A 17,238-nucleotide genomic window follows, 5' to 3' on the forward strand; every position below is an offset into this window, starting at 1 on the left:
GATACTTTTTTGCCGCATTGCGGGATTCGCGTATCGCGGCAACACTGGTTTCGATTCCAATCCGCGGCGGGCGTTGAAATTGCACCGCGCGAGCGCCAGATTCAAACAGTCTGCCGCACCGGGGCCAAAAGGCACGGGCGGCGCGAAGAAGCCGAAAAGGCACGAAAGGAAACCGTAATGGCCGAAGCCGAAACGAAAACAGCCGCGGATGGTGAACACGGGCTTTTTGCCGTGCTGCCGTTGCGCGATATCGTTGTTTTCCCGCACATGATCGTCCCGCTCTTCGTCGGGCGCGAGAAGTCGATCCGCGCGCTTGAAGACGTGATGGAGAACGACCGCCAGATACTTCTGGCGACGCAGAAGGACGCCGCCGACGACGATCCGTCGCCGGATGCCATCTACCGATACGGTACAGTCGCCAATGTCCTGCAGCTTCTCAAACTGCCCGACAACACGGTCAAGGTGCTTGTCGAGGGCGTCGCGCGCATGCAGATCGACCGCTTCAACGAATGCGAGACGCATCTTGAAGCCTATGCCGAACCGGTTTTCGAAGAAGAGGAAGACGCTGTCGAACTGGAGGCGCTGTCGCGTTCGGTGATCTCGGAGTTCGAGAACTACGTCAAGCTGAACAAGAAGATCTCGCCCGACATCGTTGCCGCCGTCACGCAGATCGAGGAACCGTCGAAGCTGGCCGATACGGTCGCCTCGCATCTCTCGGTGAAGATCAGCGAAAAGCAGGAAATCCTCGAGACCCCAAGCGTCAAGGCGCGCCTGGAAAAGGCGCTCGGCCACATGGAATCCGAGATTTCGGTGCTGCAGGTGGAAAAGCGCATTCGCAGCCGCGTCAAGCGGCAGATGGAGAAGACGCAGCGCGAATACTATCTCAACGAGCAGATGAAGGCGATCCAGAAGGAACTGGGCGACGGCGAGGACGGACATAACGAACTGTCCGAACTCGAGGAGCGCATCGCCAAGACGCGGTTCACCAAGGAAGCGCGCGAGAAGGTCAATGCCGAACTGAAGAAGCTCAAGCAGATGAGCCCGATGTCGGCGGAAGCGACCGTGGTGCGCAACTATCTCGACTGGATGCTGTCGATCCCGTGGAGCCGGCGCTCCAAGGTCAAATACGATCTCGATGTCGCCCAGGAGGTGCTCGACGCCGACCATTACGGCCTCGACAAGGTCAAGGAGCGCATTGTCGAGTATCTCGCCGTGCAGAAGCGCCAGCACAAGCTGAAGGGGCCGATCCTGTGCCTCGTCGGCCCGCCCGGCGTGGGCAAGACCTCGCTCGGCAAGTCGATCGCCAAGGCGACCGGCCGCGAATTCGTGCGCATGGCGCTCGGCGGCGTGCGCGACGAAGCGGAAATCCGCGGTCACCGGCGGACTTACATCGGCTCGATGCCCGGCAAGGTGATCCAGTCGATGAAGAAGGCCAAGAAGTCCAATCCGCTCTTCCTGCTCGACGAGATCGACAAGATGGGCATGGATTTCCGCGGCGATCCGTCGTCGGCGCTTTTGGAGGTGCTTGATCCGGAACAGAACTCGACCTTCATGGACCACTATCTGGAGGTTGAATACAATCTGTCGGATGTGATGTTCATCACCACCGCCAACACGCTCAACATCCCGGCGCCGCTGATGGACCGCATGGAGATCATCCGCATCGCCGGTTACACCGAAGACGAGAAGGTGGAAATCGCCAAGCGCCACCTGCTGCCCAAGGCCGTGCGCAACCACGCGCTGCAGGACGGCGAGTTCTCGATCACCGACGATGCGCTGCGCGAGGTCATCCGCACCTATACCCGCGAGGCGGGTGTCAGGAACCTCGAACGTGAGCTGATGACCGTGGCCCGCAAGGTGGTGACCGAGATCCTGCGCTCCGACAAGACGACCATCGAGGTGACGCCGGACAATCTCGACGACTATCTCGGCGTGCCGCGCTTCCGCTTCGGCCAGGTCGAGGGCGAGGACCAGATCGGCGTCGTCACCGGGCTTGCATGGACCGAGGTCGGCGGCGAATTGCTGACGATCGAAGGCGTGATGATGCCCGGCAAGGGCAAGATGACCGTCACCGGCAACCTGCGCGACGTGATGAAGGAATCGATTTCGGCGGCCGCATCCTATGTGCGCTCGCGGTCCATCGATTTTGGCATCAAGCCGCCGGTGTTCGACAAGACCGACATCCACGTGCACGTGCCGGAGGGCGCGACACCGAAGGACGGTCCGTCGGCCGGCATCGCCATGGCGACCGCGATCGTGTCGGTGATGACCGGTATTCCGGTGCGCCGCGACATCGCCATGACCGGCGAGATCACGCTGCGCGGCCGGGTCCTGCCGATCGGCGGCTTGAAGGAGAAGCTGCTCGCCGCGCTGCGCGGCGGCATGAAGACGGTGCTGATCCCCGAGGACAACGTCAAGGATCTCGCCGACATCCCCGAGAACGTCAAGAACGAGCTCGAAATCATCCCGGTTAGCCGAATCGGGCAGGTTCTGGATCACGCACTGACCGGCAATTTGGAGCCGATCGAGTGGGACGCGGCGGTCGAATCAACGACACCCGATGTTTCACAGATAGATGACGACAACTTGCCGAATCTGGCGCATTGACAAGTTTTTGACCAAAACGACAGAAAACGCCGCAGATTTGCGGCGTTTTTTGTTGAAATTCAAAGCATTTTCCAATCTCGTCGCTTCGGCTTCGCATCGAATCCCTATATGGTCCGCATGCTATCGGTGCGGCTGGACGCAAGGGAAACTTCGGCAGCGGCCATCGACTCGATTGAAGAAGGATACAGAAAATGAACAAGAACGAACTCGCTGCCGCCGTGGCGGAAAAGGCCGGCTTGACCAAAGGCGATGCCGTATCCGCAGTGGACGCCCTGTTCGAAACCATCACCGAAACACTGAAGTCCGGCGGGGACGTACGCATTCTTGGCTTCGGCAATTTCGGTGTGAACCATCGCGCAGCGACCACCGGCCGTAACCCGCTGACCGGTGCCCCGGTCGACATCCCGGCCAAGAAGGTCGCGAAGTTCTCGGCCGGCAAGGGCCTGAAGGACGCGCTCAACGGCTGATCTACCGGTTGCGAACGGGCTGCGAGCAGCCCGGCGACGATCTCCGGACTTTGAAATGCGGCGGCCGAAAGGCGGCCGCGTTTTTCGTTTGTCGTTGCGGGAAACGCTCTAACGGCTGGCTTTCTTCAGCGACGCGGACAGAAGCTGCGCCATGTGCGCGTCGCGGGCGCGTCCGGAATCGCCGCCCATCACCACGGCCACCAGCGACTTGCCGCCGCGCCGCATCGAGGTGGCGAGATTGTAGCCCGAGGCGCGGACATAGCCGGTCTTGATGCCGTCGGCGCCGGCCACCTGTTCAAGGACCTTGTTGTGGCCGGTGATCTGCTTGCCGCCATGCTGGAAGCTGCGCAGCGAGAAGTAGCTGTAGTATTGCGGGAAGTCGCGGCGCAGGGCTAGCGACAGCACCGCCATGTCGCGCGCCGTGGTGCGCATTTTCGTGTCCGGCAGGCCCGACGCATTGGTGAACACGGTCGAGCGCATGCCCAGTTGCCGGCCCTTGGCGGTCATCTGCCGGGCAAACGCCGCCTCGCTGCCGGCAAGGTGTTCGGCGACGCCGGTGGCGACATCGTTGGCCGACTTGACCACCAGCGACCGGATCGCGGTGTCGACATCGATCGACTGCCCGGCTTTCAGGTATAGCTTCGATGCCGGCTTGCGCGCCGCGTTCGCCGAAATGGGGATCTGGGAGTTGCGCGACAGCCGGCCGCTCTCCAGCGCCTCGAACATCAGGTAAAGCGTCATCATCTTGGTCAGCGAAGCCGGGTAGCGCAGCTGATCGGCTGCCCGCGAATACAGCACCGAACCATCCTTGGCGTCGATGACGATGGCCGCATATTTCTGCGGATCGGCCTGCGGTTCCGGGATCTCCAGCACGGAAGAGGTAGAGCAGGCGGTCAGCGCCAGCACGGCTGCGCTTGCGACAAGCGCGTGGAACGAACGGCGGCTAAGGCGTTTGTGCATTGGCGGTCTAACGGGAATCACATTTCACGGCAGGCCGCACTCAACAGCATGGGCGGCGGCCCTGTCCAGCAGGGGCGGGGGCACGAATTGGGCAATGGGGCAGAATGACGGCGGGCGTTGCAAGGATGCATCAGGGCGGCGGCACCTTGGAAGAAGGTGACGAAGTATTGCGTGGTGATATGTTGCTCTAGGGCAACAAGGTCCCAAAAACCAACGCGGCGACGCGCGCCAAAAAATGATTTTGGGTCGCTTGTGGAGTATAGGGGAAATCATAAATCCGAAAAACAGGCGCAGCGTCGCGCGAGGAAGGATTCTTTCATGCTGTTTTATCGAAAAATTTTGGTATCGACGGTCGCCGGAATTGCTTTCGTGCAGGCCGCATCTGCGGCAGACGACATCGTGCCGGCTGAAACCTTCTACTCGGGCATCATCGCCGGGGAGATCGCCGGGTGGGGGTCGGTCGTCACGCCGACGAATACGTCGATCAACGGGAATGATTGCGACAGTGGTGCGACCGAGTACTGTGCAACGGTATTCGGCGTTGGTGGTTATGCCGGCGCGCAATATGCGTTCTCGCCGAACTGGTCGGTGATTGTCGACGGTACAATCGACTACCACGAGGAGACCAATTCCAACTCGGCAAACCGGGACGATCCTGCGATCTATGGCGCGGTGGGCGCGCATCTGGTTACCGAATACGGGCCCTACGATGTCGGCGTGTTTGGCACACTGATTGGGCATGGCAATCACGCCCAGCCTGGCGGCTCAAGTGTGGCCGGATTCGGCGCAGAGGTGAGGCGCGACAATCTGTTCTTCCAGGGGGGTGCGCTGTTCGGATTGCAAAATGACGACGACGAACTGGACAACATGTTCTTCGTGCGCGGAGGCGGCGAATACGAAGTTGGCCCCGGCGTGATCGAGGCGAGCGCAGCTTATGGGTGGGGTGACTTCGAAGGGCCTTCGGGTGGCGGTAACAACGATGATCCTTCGGATTGGGTTCAGTGGGCGGTGCAGTACGAGGCGCCGATCCCCAACACCCGGGTCAACTGGTTCGCCGGTTATCAGGGCGACTTTGTACGTGTCGATGAAGGGCCAAACGCGATAGAGCGCACCATACTTCACACCTTCATGCTCGGCGTGAAGATCAAGCTTAACGACAAACGGCTGCCGTTCAAGACGCCAAACTTCCGCGCACCGGTCACCAACGCCGACGAGTTCAATTGATGGCAGCCTGAAAATTACCCGTTATTGGAAACGCCGGGCGGATCATCGCCCGGTGTTTTTCGTTGTCAGGCCGCCACGCGATCGATGGCGGTTTTCCAAATCGCCTTGACCGCGCTTTAACCAAGCTGCGCGAGCGCCCAATTCCATTAACGCGTCTTTATAACCCGGCGGTGTTTTCTCGCCTGCAGAGAGGTTTGCGGATGCTGCAGGTCACGACATTCCGGTTTCACAGGCGCGCGTTGCTTTGCGGTATCGCGGCGACGGCGGCGGCAGGCGTTTTCGCCCCGGTGACGGCGGCGATCTTCGACCGGCTGGTGTTGCGCGACGGCTGGGTGCTCAGGCAGAGCGATCTGGACAGGAGCGGCCACTCATGATCTTTCCCGATATCGACGCCTATCGCGCCTCCGGCTTTGCGCCGCAGGTCGCGGTGATCGGCGCCGGACCGGCCGGTGTCACCGTGGCGCGGCGGTTGGACGCGGCGGGTGTGCCCTGCGTGCTGCTCGACGCCGGCGGCAAAGACTATTCCGATGCTTCGCAGGATTTCTACCGCGGCCGGGTGTTCGGCGACGCCTATGCCGATCTCGATGCGGCGCGGCTGCGCTATCTCGGCGGCACGTCGGGTCACTGGACCGGCTGGTGCCGGATGCTCGACCGGCGCGACTTCGAGGCGCGCGACTGGATCCCCAACAGCGGATGGCCGGTCGGACTGGACGCGATCGAACCCTACGTTCCGGCTGCACAGGACATCCTCGAATTGCCGGAATTCAAGCCGAACCGTGCGGTTGCCACAGGGCTTGAGCGCATCGACCTGATCCGCAGCGAGCCGGTGCGTTTCGGCGACAAGTTTCGCGAAGAGCTGGAAACAAGCGCCAATGTGGCGGTCGTGCTCAACACCTATGCCACGGATCTGAAGGCCGAAGGCCGGCAGGTGACGGCGGCAAACCTGCACTCCAATGGCCGGACGGCAGGAGAACTGAAGGCGCAGCGTTTCGTGGTTGCGACCGGCGGTATCGAGAATTCGCGCCTGCTTTTGTGGTCGAACCTGGTTTCGCCGGACCCGGTGGTGCCCGATGCGCGGGCACTCGGGCGCTACTGGATGGAGCATCCGGAGTTTTACAGCGCCGAAACGGTGATCTGGAACACCGAGGCGATCCGCCCCGACGAGGACGGCACCGCTTTCTTCGCACCGAGCGACGCCATGATGCGCGAGGCCGGGGTGATGAACTTCACCGCCATTGTCGAGCCGCACGATTATTACGGCACGAAACGCATTATCGCCGATCTCGCCTGCACTGCGGGCGGGGCCGGGGAGTGGCTGCTGCAGCAGGCGGGCACAAATGTCATCTGCGGCGCGCGCGTGTTGATGGCCTGGGAGCAGGCGCCGGCCTACGACAACCATGTCACGCTGTCGCTGGCCGACACGGATGCGGCAGGCGTGCCACGCCCGGAACTGCACTGGCGCAAGGGCGAACTGGAGCGCAAGACGCTGACAGAGGGAATAAAACTGGTCGGCGCGGCGTTCGCTGCCGGCGAGATCGGCCGCGTGCGGCTCGATCCGTGGGTGCTGGGCGGCGGCGACTATCCCGCAGACAATGGCAGCTGGGGCTTCGGCTATCACCATATGGGTGGCACGCGGATGAGCGCGGATGCACGCACCGGGGTCGTCGATGCCGACTGCCGGGTGCATGGCATGGCCAACCTCTATGTCGCCGGATCGTCGATTTTCGCGACCGGCGGTTACGCCAACCCGACAATGACCCTTGTCGCATTCGCCGAGCGCCTCGGCGCGCATCTGGCCGGCAACGCAGCGTAAGGCCGGTTTGGGATCTCATTGTCAGGAAAATGGTGGGCGGTGAGAGGCTCGAACTCCCGACATCTTCGGTGTAAACGAAGCGCTCTACCAACTGAGCTAACCGCCCTGACCTTGGCTCGTATCTAATCGCGATACCGGCGCGATGCAAGCGCTCGCGCGGGCTCGTCCAACGCCGGATTTGCGGCGGCGGCAAGGTTGTCGAAAAATCGTCATGAACCGCCGATCCGGCTGCTTGACAGGGTATCGGGAACCGCTTAAGTGACCGCTCACGCTTCGGCTGACGCCGGAGCGCCGCGCGGGTGTAGCTCAGTTGGTTAGAGTGCCGGCCTGTCACGCCGGAGGTCGCGGGTTCGAGCCCCGTCACTCGCGCCATGTTTAACATGGACATTTCCCGACAATCCGACCGTTTTCCGGGTCGTTCGATCCGTAGTGCCGCCGCCGCCGGCGCATTCCGGTAAGGCCGGTCGCGTGCGGCCGCGTGGCTGTGTCCGAAAGTCTCACCGATTTTGCCCCATGTTGCACTTGCGTAGAACGCTTCCAGGGTCTAACCGGTGCACATCGGAACTGCGGCGGGGGACCGTTTCGCGATTGCTTCGCGAGCCGCGACATCGGCGCCAGCGCCGCGCAGTATACAGGTGTAGTCATAATCATGGACGCTGTAATCGCATCCTACCTGCCGATTATCATTTTCCTTGCGATCTGCGCTGTCATCGGCGGCGCGCTTCTGGTGGCACCGTTCATTGTCGCATACAGGAATCCCGACCCGGAGAAGCTGTCGGCCTATGAGTGCGGCTTCAACGCGTTCGACGATGCGCGCATGAAGTTCGACGCCCGCTTCTATCTGGTGGCGATCCTCTTCATTATTTTCGATCTTGAGGTCGCGTTCCTGTTTCCGTGGGCGGTTTCGTTCGGTGAAATCGGCATGCTCGGCTTCTGGTCGATGATGGTCTTTCTCGGCGTGCTGACAGTCGGATTCATCTACGAATGGAAAAAGGGAGCGCTGGAATGGGATTGAGCGACACCGGAACGCTGGTTGCGCCGGCGCCCAAGGGCGTCATCGATCCGAAGACCGGCAAGCCCGTCGGGGCCGAAGATCCCTTCTTCGGAGAGATCAACAACGAACTGGCCGACAAGGGCTTTCTTGTCACCTCGACCGACGAGCTGATCAACTGGTCGCGCACCGGGTCGCTGATGTGGATGACCTTCGGTCTGGCATGCTGCGCCGTAGAGATGATGCAGATGTCGATGCCGCGCTACGATTGCGAGCGCTTCGGTTTCGCGCCGCGCGCATCGCCACGCCAGTCCGATGTGATGATCGTCGCCGGCACGCTGACCAACAAGATGGCGCCGGCACTGCGGAAGGTCTATGACCAGATGCCCGAGCCGCGCTACGTGATCTCGATGGGATCATGCGCCAATGGCGGCGGTTACTATCACTATTCCTACTCTGTGGTGCGTGGCTGCGACCGGGTCGTGCCGGTCGATATCTATGTTCCCGGCTGTCCGCCGACCGCCGAGGCGCTGCTTTACGGCGTGTTGATGCTGCAGAAGAAAATCCGCCGCACGGGCACGATCGAACGCTGACCGCCGGCAAACGGAGCTCTTGAACCGATGGTGCCTTCGCCAGAGACCCTGAACGACCTCGCCAACACACTGGTTGACGCCCTGGAAGGGTTCGACTACGAGACCGAGATCGCCTTCGGCGAGATGACGATGTCCGTCGATCCGGGCGCGCTGATCGACTTGCTGACGATCCTGCGCAACGACGTGCAGCTGAAATTCGTGTCGATCATCGATATCTGCGGTGCCGACTATCCGGGCCGCGCCAAGCGTTTCGACGTGGTCTATCACCTGTTGTCACCGACGCTGAACCAGCGGCTGCGCATCAAGGTGCAGACCGACGAGGACACGCCGGTACCAAGCGCCGTTCCGGTGTTTCCAGGCGCCGACTGGTTCGAGCGCGAAACCTATGACATGTACGGCATTCTGTTCTCCGGACATCCGGATCTGCGTCGTCTCTTGACGGACTACGGATTCGAAGGCCATCCGCTGAGGAAGGACTTCCCGCTGACCGGCTTTGTCGAGGTGCGTTACGACGATGAACAGAAGCGCGTCGTCTACGAGCCGGTGAAGCTACGCCAGGAATTTCGCGATTTCGACTTCCTGTCGCCCTGGGAAGGCACCGACTACGTGCTTCCGGGCGACGAAAAGGCAAAGGGCTGAGCGATGGGCGAGGCGCTGAACGGCAAATGCCTTTGCGGAGCCTGCCGGCTGACGGCGGTGCCCCAGCGCATGACGTCGGCGGCGTGTCACTGCGAGATGTGCCGGCACTGGACCGGCGGCGTGCTGATGACCGTTGATTGCGGCGATACGCTTGCGATCGTTGACGGTAGCCCCATCGGTGTCTATCGCGGCAGCGAATGGGGCGAGCGGCTGTTCTGCAAGGAATGCGGTTCCTCGCTGGTCTGGCGCACGCAGGACGGCAAGCACAACCAGGTTTCCGTGCATGTGTTCGAAAATCCCGGCGACTTTCCGCTGAAGCTAGAAGTGTTTCACGATTGCAAGCCGGAGAGCTACGCATTTGCCAATGAGACCAAGAAGATGACCGAGGCCGAAATCTTCGCGATGTTCGCGCCGCCCGGAGGCCAGGCCTGATGACCGAGCACAATGTCCGAAACTTCACCATCAACTTCGGGCCGCAGCACCCGGCCGCGCACGGCGTGCTGCGTCTGGTGCTGGAACTCGACGGCGAGGTCTGCGAACGCGTCGACCCGCATATCGGCCTGCTGCATCGCGGCACCGAAAAGCTGATCGAGCAAAAAACCTATCTTCAGGCGGTGCCTTACTTCGACCGGCTCGACTATGTCGCGCCGATGAACCAGGAGCACGCCTTTGCGCTGGCGGTCGAGCGGTTGCTCGACATCGAAGTGCCGAAGCGCGGCCAGTTGGTTCGCGTGATGTTTTCGGAGATCGGCCGCATCCTCTCGCACATCCTCAACATCACCACGCAGGCGCTCGACGTCGGCGCGCTGACCCCGCCGCTGTGGGGCTTCGAGGAGCGTGAAAAGCTGATGGTGTTCTACGAGCGCGCCTGTGGCGCGCGTATGCATGCGGCCTATTTCAGGCCCGGCGGCGTGCACCAGGACCTGCCGCAGCAACTGGTCGAGGACATTGGCAATTGGATCGATCCGTTCCTCAAGGTGGTCGATGAACTCGACGGGCTGTTGACCGGCAACCGCATCTTCAAGCAGCGCAATGTCGATATCGGCGTCGTCAAGCTGGAAGATGCCTGGGCGCGGGGCTTCTCCGGCGTGATGGTGCGCGGTTCGGGCGCCAAGTGGGATTTGCGCAAGGCGCAGCCCTATGAATGCTACGACGAGATGGAATTCCAGATCGCCATCGGCAAGAACGGCGACTGCTATGACCGTTACGTGATCCGCATGGAAGAGATGCGCCAGTCCGCCTCCATCATCCGGCAGTGCGTCGACCGGCTGCTGGGCTCCGAGGCAACAGGGCCGGTTTCCAACATCGACGGCAAGGTCGTGCCGCCGAAGCGTGGCGAGATGAAGCGCTCGATGGAAGCGCTGATCCACCACTTCAAGCTCTATACCGAAGGCTATCACGTGCCGGCGGGCGAGGTTTATGCGGCCGTCGAGGCGCCGAAGGGCGAGTTCGGCGTCTATCTCGTGTCCGACGGTTCGAACAAGCCGTATCGCTGCAAGCTGCGCGCGCCGGGTTTCGCGCATCTGCAGGCGATGGATTTCCTTTGCCGCGGCCACATGCTGGCCGATGTCTCCGCCGTGCTCGGCTCCCTCGATATCGTGTTTGGTGAGGTGGACCGCTAATGTCCGTTCGTCGTCTCGCAGAAGAAAGCGTCCAGCCGGAGAGCTTCGCTTTCAACCGCGCCATGGCCGCCGAGGCCAAAAGGTGGATCGCCAAGTATCCGAAGGGCCGCGAGCAGTCGGCGGTAATTCCGCTGCTGATGCTGGCCCAGGAACAGGATGGCTGGGTGACGCGCGCCGCAATCGAGCACATCGCCGAGAAGCTCGACATGCCGAAGATCCGGGTTATGGAGGTCGCCACCTTCTATACGCAGTTCCAACTGCAGCCGGTCGGCACCAAGGCGCATGTGCAGGTTTGCGGCACCACGCCGTGCATGCTGCGCGGCGCGGAGGAATTGAAGAAGGTCTGCCGCAACCGGATCGCGCATGATCAATTCGCGCTCAGCGAAGACGGTGCGCTGTCGTGGGAAGAGGTCGAATGCCAGGGCGCATGCGTCAACGCGCCGATGGTGATGATCGGCAAGGACACCTATGAGGACCTGACCCCGGAGCGCCTGGAAGAAATCATCGCCGCCTTCGAGGCCGGCAAGGGCGACACGGTCACACCGGGACCGCAGGTCGACCGCATCTATTCGGCGCCGTTCGGCGGCCCGGTCACGCTGCTGGATGACACGCCGACGCCTGCCGCCAAGCCAAAGGCGCGCGCCAAGAAAGCCGCGGCGGACCTGAGCGAAGCCAACTCGACGCTGAAAGTGGCGAGTTCGGCCAAGGCTGTCGAGCCGAAGGACGCCGCGCCGGCCAAGACCGTTGCCGGCGGCAACTCCACCATGAAGGTCGCGGCGACCGCTTCGGGCCGCGCCAAGCCTGCAGCGAAGGCAGCCGCCAAACCGGCCGCGCAGCCGTCGCTGGACGACAAGAACCGCCCGGCGGCCATCGAGAAACCGGAGACGCCAGACAACCTGAAGCTGATCTCCGGTGTCGGGCCGAAGCTGGAAGGCGTGTTGCATTCGCTCGGTATCTACACCTTCGCGCAGGTCGCAAGCTGGAAGAAGGCAGAGCGCGAATGGGTCGACGGCTACCTGAAGTTCAAGGGCCGCATCGACCGCGACGACTGGGTGAAGCAGGCCAAGGCTCTCGCCAAGGGCGGTGTGGACGAATATGTCCGCGTGTTCGGCAAGAAGCCGCGTTGAGGGGAATGAGTGATGCTCGCTGACAAGGATCGCATTTTCACCAACATTTACGGCTTGCGCGACAAGAGCCTGAAGGGCGCGATGGCGCGCGGTCACTGGGACGACACCAAGGGGCTGATCGAGAAGGGCAAGGACTGGATCATCTCCGAGATGAAGGCGTCCGGCCTGCGCGGCCGTGGCGGCGCCGGCTTCCCGACCGGCCTGAAATGGTCGTTCATGCCCAAGCAGTCCGATGGCCGACCGCACTATCTCGTCGTCAATGCCGACGAATCCGAGCCGGGCACCTGCAAGGACCGCGACATCATGCGCCACGATCCGCATACGCTGATCGAGGGCTGTGTGATTGCCGGTTTCGCCATGGGCGCACATGCCGCCTACATCTACATTCGCGGCGAATACATCCGCGAGCGCGAGGCGCTGCAGGCGGCGATCGACGAGTGCTATGACGCCGGCTTGCTCGGCAAGAACAACAAGTGCGGCTGGGACTTCGACGTCTATGTCCACCACGGCGCCGGCGCTTATATCTGCGGCGAGGAGACAGCGCTGCTGGAAAGTCTGGAAGGCAAGAAGGGCCAACCTCGGCTGAAGCCGCCATTCCCGGCCAATGTCGGGCTTTATGGCTGTCCGACCACGGTCAACAATGTGGAGTCGATTGCCGTCGCGCCGACCATCCTGCGCCGTGGCGGCGCGTGGTTCGCCGGCTTCGGCAAGGAGAACAACACCGGCACCAAGCTGTTCTGCGTCTCCGGCCACGTCAACAATCCGTGCACCTTCGAAGAAGAGATGTCGATCCCGTTTCGCGAGTTGATCGACCGCCATTGCGGCGGCATTCGCGGCGGCTGGGACAACCTGCTTTGCGTCATTCCCGGCGGCTCGTCGGTGCCTTTGGTGCCGGCGGAGGAAATCATCGACTGCCCGATGGATTTCGACTCGCTGAAGGCGCTGAAGTCGGGCCTCGGCACGGCGGCCGTCATCGTCATGGACAAGTCGACCGATGTGGTCAAAGCGATCGCGCGGCTCAGCTACTTCTACAAGCACGAAAGCTGCGGCCAGTGCACGCCGTGCCGTGAGGGCACCGGCTGGATGTGGCGCGTGATGGAGCGCATGGTGGTCGGCAATGCCCACAAGGGCGAGATCGATATGCTGCTGGATGTCACCAAGCAGGTGGAAGGCCACACGATCTGCGCGCTCGGCGACGCGGCGGCCTGGCCGATCCAGGGCCTGATCCGGCACTACCGGCCGGAGATCGAGCGTCGCATCGACGAGTTTTCACGCAATGCGCACGAGACGCCGGCACTGGTCGCGGCGGAGTAACCGATGCACTCGAGCACGCTGATAGTCACGCTGTTGATGGTGCTGCTGGTCTTGGCTTCGGTATCAATCATCGGGCCGTATATCGGGGTAGTGCTCGGGATGGGCGCGTTGTTTTTGAGCATGCAGATCCACCGGGTCGTGAATTTGCTTCCCTTCCTGGATGCAAGTGCGGAAAGGACGGCAACCTCCACGATAAGCAGTGTGATTTATGTTGGGTTGACCGCTTTGTTCTTTGTCTTTGCGGTGAACAGAATGACCGCCGGCAAACCGGGGGGCGTGGCGATGCTCAATATCGGGATACTGATGGCCGGGATGGGGATATCTTTCGGTATCTTCTGGGCGAAGATGGCGGATTTTCACGGCCTCTGATGTCGAAATTTATTATGGTGGAACCAACCGCCGAACGAGGAAACGCGAAAGGCAGGGGGGGAAGGAAACGGACAGATGCAATCCAAGGAGAGAGCAATGTCGAAGTTGAATGACCCGAAAGAAGCGATGACCATGGCCGATGATCCGCTTACAGCCTATGTGGAAGGCATGGCCGAACTGCAAAACGAAGCAGTTCGGTGGATGTCTGTCGGCGCCAATCCGCAATTTTCCGGCATGGCCAATCTGGCCGCGCACCCGATGGGCGCTTTCGCCGCGGCCTCGGCGATCGGCATGGGCATGGCAAGCCAGATGCTCGGCATGATGGCCGGAACGATGGCAGGCGCCATGAAAGCGTCCGATATGCTGGCTTCAGAGAGTACCGGTGGACGGTCCGAACCCTTCGGGCTCGCCAATCCGCTGAACTTCGACTGGGCAACCGGCTCGTTTGAGGAAAAGACGGGGGCGAAAGCACCGGAAGAACAGCCGGCGGCCAAGAAACCCGCCGCCAAAAAGGCCGCACCCAAAGCCGCACCGGCGCCGGTGGCAGAGCCGAAGCGGGAGCCGGAACTGGTGATCGCATCGGCGCCGCCGATCGAGGCGGAACCGGTCGCTATCGAGACCGTGGCCGAAGCGGAAACCGCAGCACCGGTGATGCCGGAGGACTTCGTCAAGCCGAAGGGCATCGCACGGCCGGAACAGCCGGACGATTTGAAGGCGATTTCGGGTGTCGGTCCGAAGCTGGAGCAGGTACTCAACGGGCTTGGTGTCTGGACCTATACGCAGATCGCCGGCTGGAAGCCGGAAGAGATTGCCTGGGTCGACGACACGCTCGGCTTCAAGGGCCGCATCGAGCGCGATGAATGGATCGCCCAGGCTGCCGAACTGGCGGGGAAGGGCAAGGCCTGATGCATCTGGCGCAGCTCAATATCGCGGTGCCCAAATACGGGCTAGACGATCCCAGGATGGCCGACTTTGTCGACAATCTGGTGCGGATCAACAGCCTTGGCGCCTCGATGCCGGGCTTCGTCTGGATGCTTACTGACGAGTCCGGCCATGCGTCGTCGATACCGACGCCGTGGCCGGACGCGATCGCCAACATGACGGTGTGGGAAACCCCTGAACATCTCGAGACATTCGTCTGGAATACCGTGCACAAGCGGTTTTACAACCGCCGGCAGGAATGGTTTTCCGCGATGAAATCGCACCATCTTGTCATGTGGTGGGTCGAGGAAGGCCACAAGCCCGATCTCGCGGAAGCAAAAGAGCGGCTCGACCATCTGGACCGGCACGGTGACAGCGACTATGCGTTCGGCTGGTCGCACCTGCCGCATATCAAACTCTGGCAGTCTCAGCGCTGCGGATAATACGGAAACTGGAATTCGGAACATGGCTCTGATCAAGGTCGACGGCAACGAGATCGAAGTACCCGATCACTACACGCTGCTTCAGGCGTGCGAGGATGCCGGAGCGGAGGTTCCGCGCTTCTGTTTCCATGAGCGGCTGTCGATTGCCGGAAACTGCCGCATGTGCCTGGTCGAGGTGAAGGGCGGACCGCCCAAGCCGGCGGCCTCCTGCGCCATGGGCGTGCGCGACCTGCGGCCCGGCCCGAACGGCGAACCGCCGGAGGTGTTCACCAACACGCCGATGGTCAAGAAGGCGCGCGAAGGGGTGATGGAGTTCCTGCTCATCAACCACCCGTTGGATTGTCCGATCTGCGACCAGGGCGGCGAATGCGACCTTCAGGACCAGGCGATGGCGTTTGGCGTCGATTCCTCGCGCTACCAGGAAAACAAGCGCGCCGTCGAAGACAAATATATCGGCCCGCTGGTCAAGACGATCATGACGCGCTGCATCCACTGCACGCGCTGCGTCCGCTTCACCACCGAAGTCGCCGGGATTTCCGAGCTTGGCCTGATCGGGCGTGGCGAGGACGCCGAGATCACCACCTATCTCGAAGAGGCGATGACGTCTGAACTGCAGGGCAATGTCATCGACCTGTGCCCGGTCGGCGCGCTGACGTCGCGCCCCTATGCCTTCCAGGCGCGTCCGTGGGAACTGTCGAAGACCGAATCCATCGACGTGATGGACGCGGTCGGCTCGGCGATCCGCGTCGACACGCGCGGCCGCGAAGTGATGCGCATCATGCCGCGCGTCAACGAGGCGGTGAACGAGGAGTGGATCTCCGACAAGACGCGCTTCATCTGGGACGGGCTGCGCACGCAGCGTCTTGATCGCCCGTATGTGCGCGGTGAAGACGGACGGCTGGCGCCGGCGTCCTGGGCGGATGCTTTTGCGGCGATCAAGGGCGCGGTTGTCGGCAAGTCCGGCGAGGCCATTGGCGCGGTCGCCGGCGATCTTGCGGGCGTGGAAGAGATGTTTGCGCTCAAGAAATTGATGGCGTCGCTCGGCTCGGCCAACATCGACTGCCGGCAGGACGGATCGGCGCTCGATCCGTCGCTGGGGCGCGCATCCTATCTGTTCAATCCGACCATCGAGGGTATCGAGGACGCCGCCGCCATTTTGATCGTGGGCGCCAATCCGCGCTTTGAGGCGGCGGTGCTCAATGCGCGCATCCGCAAGACCTGGCGCGCCAGCAACTTGCCGATCGGCGTGATCGGCGACGCGGGTGAGTTGCGCTACGATTACGATTTGCTCGGCGCCGGACCGGAAACGCTGAAAGAGGTCGCCGATCCGGCCCACAAGTTCCACAAGGTCTTGAAGCGCGCCAAGAAGCCGCTGATCATCGTCGGCTCCGGTGCAGTGGCGCGCGGCGACGGCATGGCGGTCCTCGGACTGGCCGGCAAGCTGGCCGAAGCGGTGGGCGCGGTTTCGGACGATTGGAACGGTTTCGCGGTGCTGCATGCGGCGGCCTCGCGGGCCGGGGGTCTCGATATCGGCTTCGTGCCGGGCGAGGGTGGCCTCGACGCGGCGAAGATGGTCGCCGAAAGCGACGTGCTGTTCCTGCTCGGCGCCGACGAACTGGACATGCGCAAGCGCAAGGCTGGCGGTTTCACCGTCTATATCGGCACGCATGGCGATGTCGGCGCACATCATGCCGATGTCATCCTGCCGGCGGCCGCCTATACCGAGAAATCGGCGACCTTCGTCAACACCGAAGGCCGCGTGCAGTTGACCAACCGGGCCGGCTTTGCACCGGGCGATGCCCGTGAGGACTGGGCGATCCTTCGGGCACTGTCCGATGTACTCGGCCACCGCCTGCCGTTCGATTCGCTCGCCCAGTTGCGCGGCATTCTCTATGAAACACACCCGCATCTGGCCGAGATCGGCACCATTTCCGCCGGCGACGCAGCCGATATTGCTGCAGTTGCGAAAAAAGGCGGGCGATTGGGCAAGACGGCGTTTGCATCGCCTGTCAAAGACTTCTATTTGACCAATCCGATTGCCCGGGCTTCCACCGTCATGGCGGAGTGTTCCAGCCTGGCGCGCAACGGTTTCCAACAGGCGGCGGAATGATGACAGGGGACAGGTCATGCAAGGGGACGGACCGCAAC

The 17,238-nt window shown here is 62.2% G+C and carries 17 protein-coding genes and 2 tRNA genes; 17 read left to right on the top strand and 2 right to left on the bottom strand.

The annotated features are described in order from the left end of the window. Positions 1–177 precede the first annotated feature (177 nt). Positions 178–2,607: an endopeptidase La gene (gene lon / locus ACO06R_RS09495; protein WP_421858949.1), complete on the top strand. Its 2,430-nt coding sequence runs from the start codon at positions 178–180 to the stop codon at positions 2,605–2,607. A 191-nt stretch (positions 2,608–2,798) separates the two neighbouring features. Then, positions 2,799–3,074, top strand: a complete 276-nt coding sequence (locus ACO06R_RS09500) for an HU family DNA-binding protein (protein ID WP_421858952.1) — start codon at positions 2,799–2,801, stop codon at positions 3,072–3,074. Between the two features lie 108 nt (positions 3,075–3,182). Here the strand turns inward: ACO06R_RS09500 and ACO06R_RS09505 are convergent, their stop codons facing one another. Continuing rightward, the gene (locus tag ACO06R_RS09505; RefSeq protein ID WP_421858954.1) at positions 3,183–4,034 is read right to left on the bottom strand and encodes a D-alanyl-D-alanine carboxypeptidase family protein; all 852 of its coding nucleotides are present in this window, start codon (positions 4,032–4,034) and stop codon (positions 3,183–3,185) included. A 252-nt stretch (positions 4,035–4,286) separates the two neighbouring features. Here ACO06R_RS09505 and ACO06R_RS09510 point away from each other — a divergent pair, with 252 nt between their 5' ends. The 3 genes from ACO06R_RS09510 (at position 4,287) to ACO06R_RS09520 (ending at position 7,071) form a co-directional block, all read left to right on the top strand. Continuing rightward, positions 4,287–5,258: a hypothetical protein gene (locus ACO06R_RS09510; RefSeq protein WP_421858956.1), complete on the top strand. Its 972-nt coding sequence runs from the start codon at positions 4,287–4,289 to the stop codon at positions 5,256–5,258. Positions 5,259–5,458: 200 nt separating this feature from the next. After that, positions 5,459–5,632, top strand: coding sequence for a hypothetical protein (locus ACO06R_RS09515; protein ID WP_421858958.1), 174 nt, complete (start codon positions 5,459–5,461; stop codon positions 5,630–5,632). After that, complete coding sequence (locus ACO06R_RS09520) at positions 5,629–7,071, top strand: GMC oxidoreductase (RefSeq protein WP_421858960.1); 1,443 nt, start codon at positions 5,629–5,631, stop codon at positions 7,069–7,071. Before ACO06R_RS09515 ends, ACO06R_RS09520 begins: the two co-directional genes overlap by 4 nt. A 30-nt stretch (positions 7,072–7,101) precedes the next feature. Here the strand turns inward: ACO06R_RS09520 and ACO06R_RS09525 are convergent. Further along, a tRNA-Val gene (locus tag ACO06R_RS09525) sits at positions 7,102–7,177 on the bottom strand. Between the two features lie 189 nt (positions 7,178–7,366). Here ACO06R_RS09525 and ACO06R_RS09530 point away from each other — a divergent pair. From ACO06R_RS09530 to nuoG, 12 genes are all read left to right on the top strand, one after another. After that, positions 7,367–7,443: transfer RNA gene (locus ACO06R_RS09530), tRNA-Asp, on the top strand. A 277-nt stretch (positions 7,444–7,720) separates the two neighbouring features. Beyond that, the gene (locus ACO06R_RS09535; RefSeq protein ID WP_421858962.1) at positions 7,721–8,086 is read left to right on the top strand and encodes an NADH-quinone oxidoreductase subunit A; all 366 of its coding nucleotides are present in this window, start codon (positions 7,721–7,723) and stop codon (positions 8,084–8,086) included. Beyond that, positions 8,077–8,655, top strand: coding sequence for a NuoB/complex I 20 kDa subunit family protein (locus ACO06R_RS09540; protein WP_421858965.1), 579 nt, complete (start codon positions 8,077–8,079; stop codon positions 8,653–8,655). The genes ACO06R_RS09535 and ACO06R_RS09540 overlap by 10 nt, the downstream gene beginning before the upstream one ends. 27 nt (positions 8,656–8,682) lie before the next feature. Then, positions 8,683–9,294: an NADH-quinone oxidoreductase subunit C gene (locus ACO06R_RS09545; RefSeq protein ID WP_421858968.1), complete on the top strand. Its 612-nt coding sequence runs from the start codon at positions 8,683–8,685 to the stop codon at positions 9,292–9,294. A 3-nt stretch (positions 9,295–9,297) separates the two neighbouring features. Further along, a complete protein-coding gene (locus tag ACO06R_RS09550) occupies positions 9,298–9,726 on the top strand; it encodes a GFA family protein (RefSeq protein WP_421858971.1) in 429 nt (142 codons plus the stop codon). Continuing rightward, the gene (locus ACO06R_RS09555; protein WP_421858974.1) at positions 9,726–10,916 is read left to right on the top strand and encodes an NADH-quinone oxidoreductase subunit D; all 1,191 of its coding nucleotides are present in this window, start codon (positions 9,726–9,728) and stop codon (positions 10,914–10,916) included. The genes ACO06R_RS09550 and ACO06R_RS09555 overlap by 1 nt, the downstream gene beginning before the upstream one ends. Then, entirely contained in the window at positions 10,916–12,043 is a 1,128-nt protein-coding gene (locus tag ACO06R_RS09560; protein ID WP_421858978.1) for an NADH-quinone oxidoreductase subunit E, read from the top strand. The genes ACO06R_RS09555 and ACO06R_RS09560 overlap by 1 nt, the downstream gene beginning before the upstream one ends. 12 nt (positions 12,044–12,055) lie before the next feature. Then, positions 12,056–13,357, top strand: coding sequence for an NADH-quinone oxidoreductase subunit NuoF (gene nuoF / locus ACO06R_RS09565; protein WP_421858982.1), 1,302 nt, complete (start codon positions 12,056–12,058; stop codon positions 13,355–13,357). Between the two features lie 3 nt (positions 13,358–13,360). Then, positions 13,361–13,726 carry a hypothetical protein gene (locus ACO06R_RS09570; RefSeq protein WP_421858985.1) on the top strand — a complete coding sequence of 122 codons (366 nt, stop codon included), beginning with the start codon at positions 13,361–13,363 and terminating at the stop codon, positions 13,724–13,726. Between the two features lie 96 nt (positions 13,727–13,822). Next, positions 13,823–14,632: an NADH-ubiquinone dehydrogenase gene (locus ACO06R_RS09575; protein ID WP_421858988.1), complete on the top strand. Its 810-nt coding sequence runs from the start codon at positions 13,823–13,825 to the stop codon at positions 14,630–14,632. Further along, the gene (locus ACO06R_RS09580; RefSeq protein WP_421858991.1) at positions 14,632–15,090 is read left to right on the top strand and encodes a DUF3291 domain-containing protein; all 459 of its coding nucleotides are present in this window, start codon (positions 14,632–14,634) and stop codon (positions 15,088–15,090) included. The genes ACO06R_RS09575 and ACO06R_RS09580 overlap by 1 nt, the downstream gene beginning before the upstream one ends. 22 nt (positions 15,091–15,112) lie before the next feature. Then, positions 15,113–17,200, top strand: a complete 2,088-nt coding sequence (gene nuoG, locus ACO06R_RS09585; protein WP_421858994.1) for an NADH-quinone oxidoreductase subunit NuoG — start codon at positions 15,113–15,115, stop codon at positions 17,198–17,200. The last annotated feature ends 38 nt before the right edge of the window (positions 17,201–17,238 follow it).

Source organism: Oricola sp. (genome assembly GCF_965230365.1).
GTDB lineage: Bacteria > Pseudomonadota > Alphaproteobacteria > Rhizobiales > Rhizobiaceae > Oricola.